The following is an 11,754-nucleotide window of genomic DNA, read 5'->3' on the forward strand; positions in this document are numbered from 1 at the left end:
GTCACCTCTTGCGCGCCACGATGTAGGGGCGGTGATCGTCGCCCTTCGTCGCATGGTTCTCTGCAGCCACAATCTCGATCCCGCCGGCGTTCAAGAACTCGCGCAGTTTCTCGGACGTGAACACGCCGGCATGGGGCGCCATTCCGATCGCGCGCAGCGCCGGCAGCACAAGCCGGACCAGCGGGTTCATCTCACCAACACAGGGCGTCTTGGAAATGAAAACGCCATCCGCCATCAGCAGTGCGTGAATCCGGCAGAGAGTGCCATGCAGGTCCCGAACCAGATGGAGGTAGTTGAACCCCAGGATGGCGTCGAACGGTCCAGCATCGACCGCCGTGGTATCGGCAGTCGCGACCCGGAACGTCAGACCCCGGATCGGCGTCGTCGCGTGCTTCTGGTTGGCGATCGCAATCATCTCCGGCGAAATGTCGGTGGCCAGATAACGCTCGACGCCGTCCGCGAGCCGGAGCGCCGTGGTGCCGGTCCCGCAACCGAGCTCCAGCACATGATCGCTGGATTTCAAGAGGGCGCGGGTGCGGTCGAGCGTGCGCTCATATTCGGCCGGCGCCGCGATCGGCCGCGCGGCATATTTGCGTGCAGCCCGGTCCCAGAAGCGGGCGTCGCTTTCGATGGTCAAGACGGGCATATCCTCCGGGCGGGTGCGGGCGCGGAGACCATGAGCAGTCCGCTCCCACCCAGGTCAACTCCGTCAAAATGTCGCGCGACCGAGCGAAGCAATGGTCCGCTCAGTCCGACGCAAATTCCCGGCTGCCTGATCCCATCGCGCTCTAGTCGCCGCCCCATCGCCAGCGCCGCGGCTCGCCCTTCCACCAGCACACCGCGATGAACAACAGGCTCAGCACGACCATATAGGCAATGAAGGATGCCAGCGAATGCCGAGGTATCGTCGCGACCCCGATCCAGGAGAGGACGACGTACCCCGCCAACACCGCCCAGCCTTGCCAGTTGCTCGGAGGTCCCCAGCCCCAGCCGTAGCGCTTGGCGGGAAACCAGTATCTGTCGTCACGTGGCATGGGACTGCTCCAGTCTCGAAATCCCCCTGCTTCACACCTTGCCCTTGCCCGATCCGCAGATGCTCTTCAGCGCCTGCCATTCGGCCGGCGACAGCAGCGGCTGGCCGCTGGCCGGGCCGGCGGCATCGGCCTTGTCCATGCGCGCGAGGCGGTCCTCGGTCAGCGGATGGCTGGCGACGAGCGAGAGCCCCTTGCCGCCTTCCTTGCCGGTGACGCGGAACATCAGTTCGCCCATCGGCTTCGCTGGACGGCCGAGCTTGTGCATGGTCTCGATCGCAAACGTGTCGGCATTGGTCTCGGCGTCCCGCGAATAGGACGACGTCACCAGCGAGCGCGAGGCGAAGATCAGCGCACCGGACCCGGTGATGTCGCCGAACAGCAGCCCGATCAGGAACGAGGTGCCGCCATTGTGGATCAGCTCGCGCATGCTGTCGCGGTGACGCAAATGGCCGAGCTCATGCGCTAGGACGCCGGCGATCTCGTCGGGATTCTCGGCCTTCGCCAATAGCCCGTCGAACAGAAAGACCTTGCCGCCCGGCAGCGCGAAGGCATTCGGCACCGCCGTCGCCAGCACGCCCGACTGCACCGAATTGTCGAAGCCCGCGGTCTCCCGCAGCTTGCCGACCAGCTTCTCGAATGCCGCCTGGCCGGCCGCGTTGCTGCACGGCTTGCCGTTGAACAGCACCTTGACCTGCGCCTCCGCGACGTCGCCGAGGCGGCGCTCGAACGAGTCAGGCACCAGCGGCGTCAACCGCTCGGCAGCCAGCGGAACGCCGAACAGCACCACCAGCACGATCGACACCGCAGCCGCCAGCGACCAGCCGACGATCGCGGCGACGCCCCTGCGGTTCGGCAGGTCGGCCTCGAGCGCGTCGCAGCGCGCGACGAGTTCGGCAGTGAGCTGCGCGTCGCGGATCTCGAGCCGCGCCAGCGACGGTGCGGTCAGGCAACTCAGCCGCAACAGGCCGAACGGGCTGTCGGCGCGGCGGATGTCGGCAAACGCCCAGCGCGCCAGCAACGCGCCGTCTTCCCTGATCTCCAGCGCATCGGACAGTTTGAGCGCGACGGCGCGCCGCCGGTTCGATGCACCGTCGAAGAAGACGGCGCCCGGTGCAGGCGTCGCCGCGGAGTTGGTCTCGCTGGTACCGGAGTCCATGTCGCTAGAAACCACCGACGTCGAGGCCGTCGGCAAAACCTTCGCCGAGCGCGTTGGCGAGATCGCCGCGCGCGGTGACGTTGGCCGCCGCCTCGATGTTGTGCACGATGGTCGACGACAGCACCCGGACCCAGAGATCGCGCATCAGATAGACCCGCATCACCACGTTCATCGCCAGCGCATAGGCGAGATAGCCGATGCCGAGCAGCACGATCAGGGGAATGCTCTTGGCGAACGCCTCGGTCTTGAAGAAGGTCGCGATCGAGGAGCCGTCCATGCTGGCGACCAGGAAGGTGCAGAGCACGAGATAGGCCGCGAACACCATGCCGAGCAGCACGACCCAGCCGATCACCTTCCAGTACAGGCCGATCAGCGCGCTGCGGCGCAGGGTGGATTCCAGCCGGACCTCGCCGAAGCGAATGCCCGACAGCCACCAGCGCCACTCGATCGCCTTGAACGCGGCATAGGCGAACGGGGCGAAGATCGTGCTGTAGAGCGCGAACGGCATCAAGAGCCAGAGCCACCAGCCGCGCTTGAAGAACTCCCAGCCGCGGCCCTCGAACGAGCCTTGAAGATCGCCGTAATAGGAATGCCGCATCTTGTAGCGCTCGAGCGCCGCCTCGCGCCACGGCAGCGCGAGGCCGAGCGTGATCACGACCAGCACGCCCCACAGCGAGGCCTTCAGCGCATAGATCCAGCCCGAGCCGCTCATCCAGAACCGGACGCCACGCCACACCGTGCGGGTCAGGCGGTAGCGCCGCGCGCGATAGATCGCGAACTGGCCGAACAGATAGAAGAAGGCGACCAGCGGCAACGAGGCGAACGCCTTGAGATGCTCCGCCTCGATGCCGATCAGGAAATATCCGAGATAGATCGGCACCAGGATCGCGAGCGCGACCAGGAAGCCGATCAGGAGCTCCTTGCCGCGGCCGGTATATTCCGGCGCGTCGCCATCGATCTGGGTGTTCGACCAGAGGTGACGACGGATGTCGGTGGTGAGCCAGAACCGGTAGAAGCCGAGCGTGACCAATTCGAGTCCGGCACCACGCGCGACCAGCCGGAAAAACTCCTTCCGGTTCCCTGAAAACGCCACCGGCATCGGCGGCGGAACCGGTTGCGGGGGCGGCTGCGGCGGCCCCAGCGGGGTCCAGCTCATGTCGTTCACGGGGTCACTCCAGGCGAGACAATCTCTGCGTATCAAAAGCACAGGTTTGTCGCTGTGAGTGTGATCCAGGTTTCACACAAGGTCGAGATCGCCGGCCGATTTTTGCTGGGGTGCGGTTGGCCATGCCTTAACGGCATCGCCGGAAACAGCGCAGTCCTTGATGCCGGTGTGCCCCCGGTCGGAGCAAGGCGGCCGCCATCCCCCTCGTCGAGCGCGAGCTTCGAACCCCATGGCGGGAATGAGATACTTACGGATCAGGTGACAGGGGAACACGCCGGACAAGCGAGGAAGGGTAGCGATGAGCAAGTGGATAATGTCGGCGTGCTTTCTTGCGCTGACGGCAGCTCCCGCTGCTGCAGTCGATGTGCGGCTGGATTCCTATCGCAATCCGAAGAATGAGAACTTTCGCACCTTCAATCATATGTACCTGGACGGCGTGCGAGGCGGCCTGATGGCTTCCAATGCCTGGTTGACACGGCATGGCGGACAATTGTTGTTCTGCATGCCGGGCGACCTCGCGCTCAGCAGCGAGCAGACCGAAGAGATCATGCTCAAGTCCGCCGACAAGCGGTCCGCCAAAGGCGAGATGGCGGTTGCTCTCCTGCTGCTCTGGGGCTTGCAGGACACCTACCCCTGCGAAAAGCCCGCCCCCCAATAGACGCCGCCCGCCCCGCCCGACCAATATCAAACGCCGTTTCAAACAGCGTTGGTCGCCGCCTTGCCCGCTCCACCGGCGAAAAGCCCGGATTCGGCCGCTTTTGGCCTGACATCAATGCGGCCAAAAGCGCGCTGAGAGCCCTTGCGCAAACCGCGGAATGAGAATGTAATTCGGTAAAACATGCCGCGCCGGCGATGCCCCGGCCGCGAAACGGTTGAGGAGCCGCTCATGCACGGGACCATCGATCTGGTCGACAACACCAATCTGGACGCCGCACGCGAACGCGCCAACACGCTTCCGCTCGCGGATTACGATCCCGGCCATCCCGAACTGTTCAAGACCGATACCTTCTGGCCGTATTTCGACCGGCTGCGCCGCGAGGATCCGGTGCACTACTGCAAGGATTCGATGTTCGGACCGTACTGGTCGATCACCCGCTACAACGACATCATGGACATCGAGACCAACCATTCGGTGTTCTCCTCGGCCGCATCGCTCGGCGGCATCACCATCCGCGACGTGCCGCCGGACCTGCGCCGCGAAAGCTTCATCGCGATGGACCAGCCGCGCCACTCGGCGCAGCGCAAGACCGTGGCGCCGATGTTCACGCCGACGCATCTCGACGAGCTCGCGATCAATATCCGCAACCGCTCGACCGAGTGCCTCGACAATCTGCCGCGCGGCGAGGTGTTCGACTGGGTCGACAAGGTCTCGATCGAGCTGACCACACAGATGCTCGCGGTGCTGTTCGACTTCCCCTGGGAGGACCGCCGCAAGCTGACCCGCTGGTCCGATGTCGCGACCACCCTGCCCGGCGCCGGCGGCCTCGTCGCCACCGAGGACGAGCGGCAGGCCGAACTGATGGAATGCGCGAGCTATTTCGCGAGGCTCTGGAAGGAACGCGCTGACCAGCCGCCGAAGAGCGACCTGCTCTCGATGATGGCGCACAGCGACGCCACGCGGAACATGGATCCGAAGAATTTCCTCGGCAACCTGATCCTGTTGATCGTCGGCGGCAACGACACCACGCGCAACACGCTGTCCGGCAGCATCTACGCGCTGAGCAAGCATCCGGAGCAGTATCGCAAGCTCAAGGAGAACCCGGCGCTCATCGACAGTTTCGTGCCCGAGGTGATCCGCTGGCAGACGCCGCTCGCCCATATGCGGCGCACCGCGCTCGCCGACTTCGAGTTCCGCGGCCGCCAGATCAAGAAGGGCGACAAGGTCGTGATGTGGTACGTCTCGGGCAACCGCGACGAAGAGGCGATCGAGAAGCCCTACGAGTTCCTGATCGACCGCGCCCGGCCGCGCACCCATATCTCGTTCGGTTTCGGCATTCACCGCTGCGTCGGCCTGCGTCTCGCCGAGCTCCAGCTCAAGATCATCTGGGAGGAGATCCTCAAGCGCTTCGACACGATCGAGGTGGTGGAGGAGCCGCAGCGGGTGTATTCCAGCTTTATCAAGGGCTACGAGACGCTGCCAGTGCGCATTGCCGCCTGACGCGTGGAAGGTTTACTCCCTCTCCCGCTTGCGGGGGAGGGTCGGGGTGGGGGTCTCGCCGCAGATGACACTCTTCGCGTGGAGAAAGCCCCCACCCGGATCGCATCTTCGATGCGATCCGACCTAAGAGCGAGCTTCGCTCGTCTCGACCGCCGCAAGCGGGAGAGGTGGAACTCAGAAAATTCACTGGAGCTAGCTGAGATGAACGTCCAGACCGCCATCCGTGCCGACCGGGCCGAGCTGCAGCGCCTCGCCCGCGAGGAAGCCTATGCGACGCCGCTGAAGGATTTTCATCCCGGCGCGCCGCGGTTATTCCAGAGCGACACCTTGTGGCCGTGGTTCGAGCGGCTGCGCAAGGAAGAGCCGGTGCATTACTGCACCAATTCGCCGATCGAACCCTATTGGTCGGTCGTGAAGTACAACGACATCATGCATGTCGACACCAGCCACGGCATCTTCTCCTCGGATTCCACGCTCGGCGGCATCTCGATCCGCGACGTGCCGCCCGGCTACGACTATCCAAGCTTCATCGCGATGGACCAGCCGAAGCACGCCCATCAGCGCAAGACCGTGTCGCCGATGTTCACGCCCAATCATCTCGACGAGCTGGCGAAGCTGATCCGCCAGCGCTCGGCCAGCGTGCTCGACAATCTGCCGCGCAACGAGACCTTCAATTTCGTCGAGCGCGTCTCGATCGAGCTGACCACCCAGATGCTGGCGACGCTGTTCGATTTCCCCTGGGAGGAACGGCGCAAGCTGACGCGCTGGTCCGACGTCTCGACCGCGCTGCCGAAGGGCGGCATCGTCAACTCGCCGGAAGAGCGCCGGCAAGAGATGGACGAGTGCTACGCCTATTTCTCGAAGCTGTGGAACGAGCGCGTCAACGCGGCCCCGCGCAACGACCTGCTGTCGATGATGGCGCATAGCGACGCCACCCGGCACATGGATCCCGACAATCTGATGGGCAACATCATCCTGCTCATCGTCGGCGGCAACGACACCACGCGCAACACCATGAGCGGCTCGGTGCTGGCGCTGCACGAGCATCCCGACCAGTTCAGGAAGCTGAAGGAGAACCCCGCGCTGATCGACACCATGGTGCCGGAGGTGATCCGCTGGCAGACGCCGCTCGCGCACATGCGGCGCACTGCCCTTCAGGACACCGAGATCGGCGGCAAGACGATCAGGAAGGGCGACCGCGTCGTGATGTGGTACGTCTCCGGCAACCGTGACGACGAGGTGATCGACCGTCCGGACGAATTCATCATCGATCGCGCCCGGCCGCGCATCCATCTGTCGTTCGGCTTCGGCATCCACCGCTGCGTCGGCATGCGGCTCGCCGAGCTGCAGCTCAAGATCGTCTGGCAGGAGATGCTGAAGCGCTTCGACCGCATCGAGGTGGTCGGCGAGCCGAAGCGCGTCTATTCCAGCTTCGTGCGCGGCATCGAGAACCTGCCGGTGCGTATCCCGGGCTGAGCCCTCGCATTAGTCGCGCTAGTCTTGTCACGTACTAGCGCGCGTGCTGGCCCTTGCTGGTCGGCAACGGGCAATTGGTACAGACCCGGTCGTCGCACATCCGGCAGATCGTGAAGCGATCCATCTCGGACGTATCCTGCCGTGCCAGCAGCTCGCGGATCAATGTCGCAAGCTGCTTCCGTTCGGCCGACGACAGCACGTCCAGCAGCGACGTCACGGCGGAGATCCGCGACGCCAGCAGTTCGTTGCGCGATGCAGTGCCTGACGCCGTCAGGTGCAAAGCGACCTCGCGGCCGTCCTTGCCCGGGCGGCGTTCGACAAGCCGATCCGAAACCAGACGATCCACCAGCCGGACCGTTCCGGAATGCGACAGGCCGAGGATCCGTCTCAGCTTGTCGTTGGTCATGCCCTGGCCATAGCCAATGACGATGAGGGCCGCAGGTGTTTCGCCGCCGCGGCCGACCACTTCGCGCGCGCCTTGCTCGATCCGGTCCATGACGGCGAGCGACAGCGCGCCCAGCAGATTGGCGATTCCGTTTTCCATGCCGGGAATAATATGTGCGCTGCGCACAGAAAACAACTTGACCAGATATGTGCGCTGCGCACATATTTATCCGGGAGAGCCACGACGATCAAAAATGGAGAGAGCGATGACGATCCGAAGCACCGCATTGGCCACGCCTGATGCCGCCGGCAGCGAACCCGCATTGAAATACGTGCAGGCCAACGGCGTGCGGTTTGCCTATCTCGAACAGGGCAGCGGGCCGCTCGTCATGTTCATGCATGGCTTTCCCGACAACGCCTGGTCATACCGAAAGCAGCTGCAAGTGTTCGCGGATGCCGGCTATCGCGCGGTCGCGCCGTTCCTGCGCGGCTATGCGCCGACCGAGATTCCGGCCGACGGCATCTTCGATCCGATCGCGCTGGGGCAGGATCTCGAAGCGCTGATCGCAGCGCTGAGCGACGATGGACGGGCGTGTGTCGTCGGCATGGATTGGGGCGGCACGTCGACCTTCCAGGCGCTGGCCACCTCACCGTCGGCAATCAAGGCCGCGGTTGTCATGAACACCGCGCACCCGATCACGATCCCGAGCCTCAGGAGCGATCCCGATGCCGTTCGATCGGTCTTCCATGTCTATTTCTTTACGGTGCCTGGCGCTCACTCGGCGGTCAACATCGAGGGACTTCCCTTCGTCGACTACCTCTGGAAATTGTGGTCGCCAGCCTTCGAGAACGACGCGCATCTCCGCTCGGTCAAGGCGACGCTCAGCGCTCCCGGCACCATGAAGGCGGCGCTGAAATACTACAACGGCCTGGTCGATGCGGGCGTTGCGGGCCGGCTGCCGATCAACGACATGCATACGCCGACGCTGACGATCTATGGCGGCAACGATCCGACGGCGCGGTATTCGATCAAGGAAGAACCGCTGTTCAAGGGGCCGCATCAGCGCGTTGTGCTGCCCGATGTCGGGCACTTCCCGCACCTCGAGCGTGAGGCCGAGGTCACCGGCCTGATCATGGACTGGTTCAAGACCCACGCCGCCGGCTGAACAGCCGTGCTGCGGCCAGCGACCACGTCACAAAGTCTTTCAAATTCTCTCTGAACAGGAGTGCGCGCAATGGACGCCACGACACAGCAGCAATACGCCGAAGCGTTTCACGCTCTTCACAGGACAGGCGACCCGCTGGTCCTGTTCAACGCCTGGGATGTCGCGACGGCCAAGGCGATCGCGAAGAGTTCGCCGGCGGTGGCAACCAGCAGCGGCGCGGTCGCGTCCGCGCTCGGCTATGCCGACGGCGAAAATGCCCCGCTCGACATCGTGGAAGGCCTGATCTCGCGAATGACCGCTTCCGTCTCTGTTCCAGTATCGATCGATCTGGAGGCAGGATATGGCGACACGGCGGACGCTGCCGCGCATTCGGCGGCGAGGATCTTGAAGGCCGGCGCGATCGGCATCAATATCGAGGACGGGCTTGCCGGCGGCAAGCGGCAGCTCGTCGATCCCGAGCAGCATGCCGCCAAGATCAGGGCCGCGCGCAACGCCGCGCAGCAATCCGGAGTTCGTCTCTTCATCAATGCCCGAACCGATCCGTTTCTGCTGAAATTCGGCTCGCCGGAGCAATGCCTGGATGAAGCGGTGCGGCGCGCGAAGCTCTATGCCGATGGCGGCGCCGATGGCATTTTTGTGCCGGGTTTGAACGACCTCGCGCTGATCGAGCGGCTCGTCCAGCTGACGCCGCTGCCGGTCAACATCATGGTGACGCGGGGCGTTCCCGAAATCGGCGAGCTCGCCCGCGCCGGCGTGCGCCGGATCAGCCTTGGGCCGTGGCCGATGATGGCAGCGATGCGCGTCATCGGAGAGGCCGCCGCCGCAGTGGTCGCGAGCAAGCAGTACGGCACGTTCCTGCAGCCGAATGGCTGAGTTCGAAGGCCGCCGGCCGCGCTGACGCGGGGTATACAAATCCGGTATAGCTGCGCGAGCCAGATGCGAAGGGAGTTAAGTCTGCTCGCGCGGTAAAGGCTTGGGTGAGGACGCGCCATTGCGCGCCCCGAGCCGAGGCCCACGATGGACCAGATTGCCATTCACCAGGACAGCGCGACCAGCACCGACTGGCCGGTCGCGATCTACCGCACGCTGAAGGATTTTGGCGTCGCGCAGGTGTCCTACGTCCCCGACGCCGGACATTCCAAGCTGATCAAGCTGTCGCACGCCGATGCCGACATCAAGACCACGGTGCTGACAACCGAGGAAGAAGGCGTGGCGTTGTCCGCCGGCGCCTGGCTCGGCGGCGACCGCGCGGTGCTGCTGATGCAATCGAGCGGTGTCGGCAATTGCGTCAACATGCTGTCGCTGATGGCGAGCTGCCGCTTTCCGCTGCTGACCCTGGTGACGATGCGCGGCGAATGGGCCGAGTTCAATCCCTGGCAGATTCCGATGGGCCGCGCGACGCCGCAGGCTTTCGAGATCATGGGCACCACCGTGCTGCGGCTCGACAACCCCGATGACACCGAGGAAGTGATCTCGGCCGCCGCCTCGCTCGCCTATGACGGCGACCAGCAGGTCGCGGTACTGATCTCGCAGCGGATGATCGGCCGCAAGAAGTGGACCAGGGAGACGCACTGATGTCAGCACCAACAGGCACTCTCGATCGCCGCGCCGCCGTGAAGGCGCTGCTCAGCGACCGCGGCGATTTGCTCGTGATCTCCGGGCTCGGCTCCTCGTCCTATGATGTGTTCGACGCCGGCGAACACCCCGGCAATTTCTATCTCTGGGGCGCGATGGGCGGCGCCGCGATGGTCGGGCTCGGCCTCGCGCTGGCGCAGCCGAAGCGGCCGGTGCTTGTTATCACCGGCGACGGCGAGCAGCTGATGGGCATCGGCAGCCTCTTGACCATCGCCACCAAGCAGCCCGGCAATCTCTCGATCGCGGTGCTCGACAACGGCCATTTCGGCGAGACCGGGATGCAGCTCAGCCATTCCGGCTTAGGGGCGAAGCTCGAGGTGATCGCAAGCGGCGCCGGCATCCGCAATGTCTCCGATATCGCCGACATGGCCGGCATCGAACGCTTCCGGAATAGCTTGCGCGATCTCGGCGGCGGCCCACGACTGGCGCGCATCCGCATCGCCGCCGGTGAGGTCGAGCGCGCGCTGCCGCCGCGCGACGGCACCTATCTCAAGAACCGCTTCCGCGGTCATCTCGGCTTCCAGGTGAGATGATGCGAAGCCGCGCTCAGGCGAGCTGGATATCCCAGAGCCCGTCGGCGCGGCACGCGGCGACCTCGTCGCGCAGCAATTTGGCGATCAGCGTGATCGCGTTGGAGCCGGGATGCTCGACCGGCGAGGCCAGCGTCAGCTCGCGCCGCGGCGCCGGCCGCGCGAGCGGCGCGGTCTCGAGCCGGCCGTCGGCGACCTCGCCGCGCACCGAGGACGGCGGCAGCATGGTGTATCCGAGCCCCTCCTCCACCAAACTCGTCAGCACGCGAAACGAATCCGCCTCGAGCTTGACGTCGAGCGTGACCTTCTTCTTCGCCGCCGCATGCTCGATCATGGCGCGGAGCCCGTGCGAATGACTGGGCAGCACCAGGCGCTGGCGCAGCAGCCAGCCGATATCGACCTGCTTCTTCTGCTTCAACCCGCTGCCGCGCGGGCCCACCGCGACGATCGAGTCGCGGCCGAGGCTCTGCACCGCCAGGTGCAGATCGACCGACGGACCGTAGATCACCGCAAGGTCCATCTCGCCGCGATGCAGCCACTCGATCAGATGACCGCTGTAGCTTTCGACGATGCAGAGCGAGATGCCGGGATAGCGTTCCACCGTGCGCCGCGCCAGCCGCGCGGAGATCACGCAGCTCACCGTCGGCACCAGCCCGAGCACGACGCGCCCGGACGGCGCGCCGCCCGCGGACTGGATGTCGTCGCGGATCTGGTCGATCTGCCGCACGATACCGCCGGTGCGCGCCAGCAGCAGCCGGCCGGCATCGGTCAGCACCATGCCGCGGCCGTTGCGCGTGAACAATTCGGTGCGCAGCTCGTGCTCCAGCAGCTTGATCTGTCGGCTCAGCGCCGGCTGCGCGACCCGCAGGGTATCGGATGCCTTGCTCAGACTCCCGAGTTCCGCGACGCACGCAAAGGTCCTAAGCTGGCGGAAATCCATACTTGCCAATCCTGGAAGGCAGGTTCATACGCTATAACAAAACAGCATAGGGAGTTTACCGGGACCCCACAACAGCGGGCGTTTTCCTCACGCGAACCGGTTTCCGCTTC

General features: G+C 64.9%; 13 protein-coding genes. 7 read left to right on the plus strand and 6 right to left on the minus strand.

Going from position 1 to position 11,754, the window contains the following annotated elements:
• Nucleotide 1: 1 nt before the first annotated feature.
• From Q0030_RS11665 to Q0030_RS11680, 4 genes are all read right to left on the minus strand, one after another.
• Nucleotides 2–637 carry a class I SAM-dependent methyltransferase gene (locus tag Q0030_RS11665; protein ID WP_298366707.1) on the minus strand — a complete coding sequence of 212 codons (636 nt, stop codon included), beginning with the start codon at nucleotides 635–637 and terminating at the stop codon, nucleotides 2–4.
• Between the two features lie 151 nt (nucleotides 638–788).
• Nucleotides 789–1,034, minus strand: a complete 246-nt coding sequence (locus Q0030_RS11670; RefSeq protein WP_298366710.1) for a hypothetical protein — start codon at nucleotides 1,032–1,034, stop codon at nucleotides 789–791.
• Nucleotides 1,035–1,065: 31 nt separating this feature from the next.
• A complete protein-coding gene (locus Q0030_RS11675; RefSeq protein ID WP_298366712.1) occupies nucleotides 1,066–2,190 on the minus strand; it encodes a M48 family metallopeptidase in 1,125 nt (374 codons plus the stop codon).
• 4 nt (nucleotides 2,191–2,194) lie between these two features.
• Nucleotides 2,195–3,355, minus strand: a complete 1,161-nt coding sequence (locus Q0030_RS11680; RefSeq protein WP_298366716.1) for a DUF898 family protein — start codon at nucleotides 3,353–3,355, stop codon at nucleotides 2,195–2,197.
• Between the two features lie 298 nt (nucleotides 3,356–3,653).
• On the opposite strand from Q0030_RS11680, the gene Q0030_RS11685 reads away from it, so the two are divergent.
• The 3 genes from Q0030_RS11685 (at nucleotide 3,654) to Q0030_RS11695 (ending at nucleotide 6,989) form a co-directional block, all read left to right on the plus strand.
• Nucleotides 3,654–4,013: a hypothetical protein gene (locus Q0030_RS11685; protein WP_298366719.1), complete on the plus strand. Its 360-nt coding sequence runs from the start codon at nucleotides 3,654–3,656 to the stop codon at nucleotides 4,011–4,013.
• 228 nt (nucleotides 4,014–4,241) lie between these two features.
• Complete coding sequence (locus tag Q0030_RS11690; protein WP_298366721.1) at nucleotides 4,242–5,513, plus strand: cytochrome P450; 1,272 nt, start codon at nucleotides 4,242–4,244, stop codon at nucleotides 5,511–5,513.
• A 201-nt stretch (nucleotides 5,514–5,714) separates the two neighbouring features.
• Nucleotides 5,715–6,989 (plus strand): cytochrome P450, encoded by a 1,275-nt coding sequence (locus tag Q0030_RS11695; protein WP_298366723.1) that lies wholly within the window; start codon nucleotides 5,715–5,717, stop codon nucleotides 6,987–6,989.
• Between the two features lie 34 nt (nucleotides 6,990–7,023).
• Here Q0030_RS11695 and Q0030_RS11700 read toward each other — a convergent pair whose 3' ends face one another.
• Nucleotides 7,024–7,533: a MarR family transcriptional regulator gene (locus Q0030_RS11700; RefSeq protein ID WP_298366726.1), complete on the minus strand. Its 510-nt coding sequence runs from the start codon at nucleotides 7,531–7,533 to the stop codon at nucleotides 7,024–7,026.
• Nucleotides 7,534–7,639: 106 nt separating this feature from the next.
• Between Q0030_RS11700 and Q0030_RS11705 the strand changes: the two genes are divergently transcribed.
• From Q0030_RS11705 to Q0030_RS11720, 4 genes are all read left to right on the plus strand, one after another.
• On the plus strand, nucleotides 7,640–8,539 hold the full coding sequence (locus tag Q0030_RS11705) for an alpha/beta hydrolase (protein ID WP_298366728.1): 900 nt from the start codon (nucleotides 7,640–7,642) through the stop codon (nucleotides 8,537–8,539).
• Between the two features lie 69 nt (nucleotides 8,540–8,608).
• Nucleotides 8,609–9,412 (plus strand): isocitrate lyase/phosphoenolpyruvate mutase family protein, encoded by an 804-nt coding sequence (locus Q0030_RS11710; RefSeq protein ID WP_298366730.1) that lies wholly within the window; start codon nucleotides 8,609–8,611, stop codon nucleotides 9,410–9,412.
• 144 nt (nucleotides 9,413–9,556) lie between these two features.
• Nucleotides 9,557–10,114, plus strand: coding sequence for a thiamine pyrophosphate-binding protein (locus Q0030_RS11715; protein ID WP_298366733.1), 558 nt, complete (start codon nucleotides 9,557–9,559; stop codon nucleotides 10,112–10,114).
• A complete protein-coding gene (locus Q0030_RS11720) occupies nucleotides 10,114–10,707 on the plus strand; it encodes a thiamine pyrophosphate-dependent enzyme (RefSeq protein WP_298366736.1) in 594 nt (197 codons plus the stop codon). The genes Q0030_RS11715 and Q0030_RS11720 overlap by 1 nt, the downstream gene beginning before the upstream one ends.
• Before the next feature lie 13 nt (nucleotides 10,708–10,720).
• Here the strand turns inward: Q0030_RS11720 and Q0030_RS11725 are convergent, their stop codons facing one another.
• Nucleotides 10,721–11,644 (minus strand): LysR substrate-binding domain-containing protein, encoded by a 924-nt coding sequence (locus Q0030_RS11725; RefSeq protein ID WP_298366738.1) that lies wholly within the window; start codon nucleotides 11,642–11,644, stop codon nucleotides 10,721–10,723.
• Nucleotides 11,645–11,754 lie beyond the last annotated feature (110 nt).

The sequence above is a fragment of the uncultured Bradyrhizobium sp. genome (assembly GCF_947648125.1).
GTDB lineage: Bacteria > Pseudomonadota > Alphaproteobacteria > Rhizobiales > Xanthobacteraceae > Bradyrhizobium.

Excerpts from the sequence above, each read along its gene's own strand:
- Q0030_RS11670 (WP_298366710.1), bottom strand. The coding sequence starts at position 1,034 with ATGCCACGTGACGACAGATACTGGTTTCCCGCCAAGCGCTACGGCTGG.
- Q0030_RS11675 (WP_298366712.1), bottom strand. The coding sequence starts at position 2,190 with ATGGACTCCGGTACCAGCGAGACCAACTCCGCGGCGACGCCTGCACCG.
- Q0030_RS11685 (WP_298366719.1), top strand. The coding sequence starts at position 3,654 with ATGAGCAAGTGGATAATGTCGGCGTGCTTTCTTGCGCTGACGGCAGCT.
- Q0030_RS11690 (WP_298366721.1), top strand. The coding sequence starts at position 4,242 with ATGCACGGGACCATCGATCTGGTCGACAACACCAATCTGGACGCCGCA.
- Q0030_RS11695 (WP_298366723.1), top strand. The coding sequence starts at position 5,715 with ATGAACGTCCAGACCGCCATCCGTGCCGACCGGGCCGAGCTGCAGCGC.
- Q0030_RS11700 (WP_298366726.1), bottom strand. The coding sequence starts at position 7,533 with ATGGAAAACGGAATCGCCAATCTGCTGGGCGCGCTGTCGCTCGCCGTC.
- Q0030_RS11705 (WP_298366728.1), top strand. The coding sequence starts at position 7,640 with ATGACGATCCGAAGCACCGCATTGGCCACGCCTGATGCCGCCGGCAGC.
- Q0030_RS11710 (WP_298366730.1), top strand. The coding sequence starts at position 8,609 with ATGGACGCCACGACACAGCAGCAATACGCCGAAGCGTTTCACGCTCTT.
- Q0030_RS11715 (WP_298366733.1), top strand. The coding sequence starts at position 9,557 with ATGGACCAGATTGCCATTCACCAGGACAGCGCGACCAGCACCGACTGG.
- Q0030_RS11720 (WP_298366736.1), top strand. The coding sequence starts at position 10,114 with ATGTCAGCACCAACAGGCACTCTCGATCGCCGCGCCGCCGTGAAGGCG.
- Q0030_RS11725 (WP_298366738.1), bottom strand. The coding sequence starts at position 11,644 with ATGGATTTCCGCCAGCTTAGGACCTTTGCGTGCGTCGCGGAACTCGGG.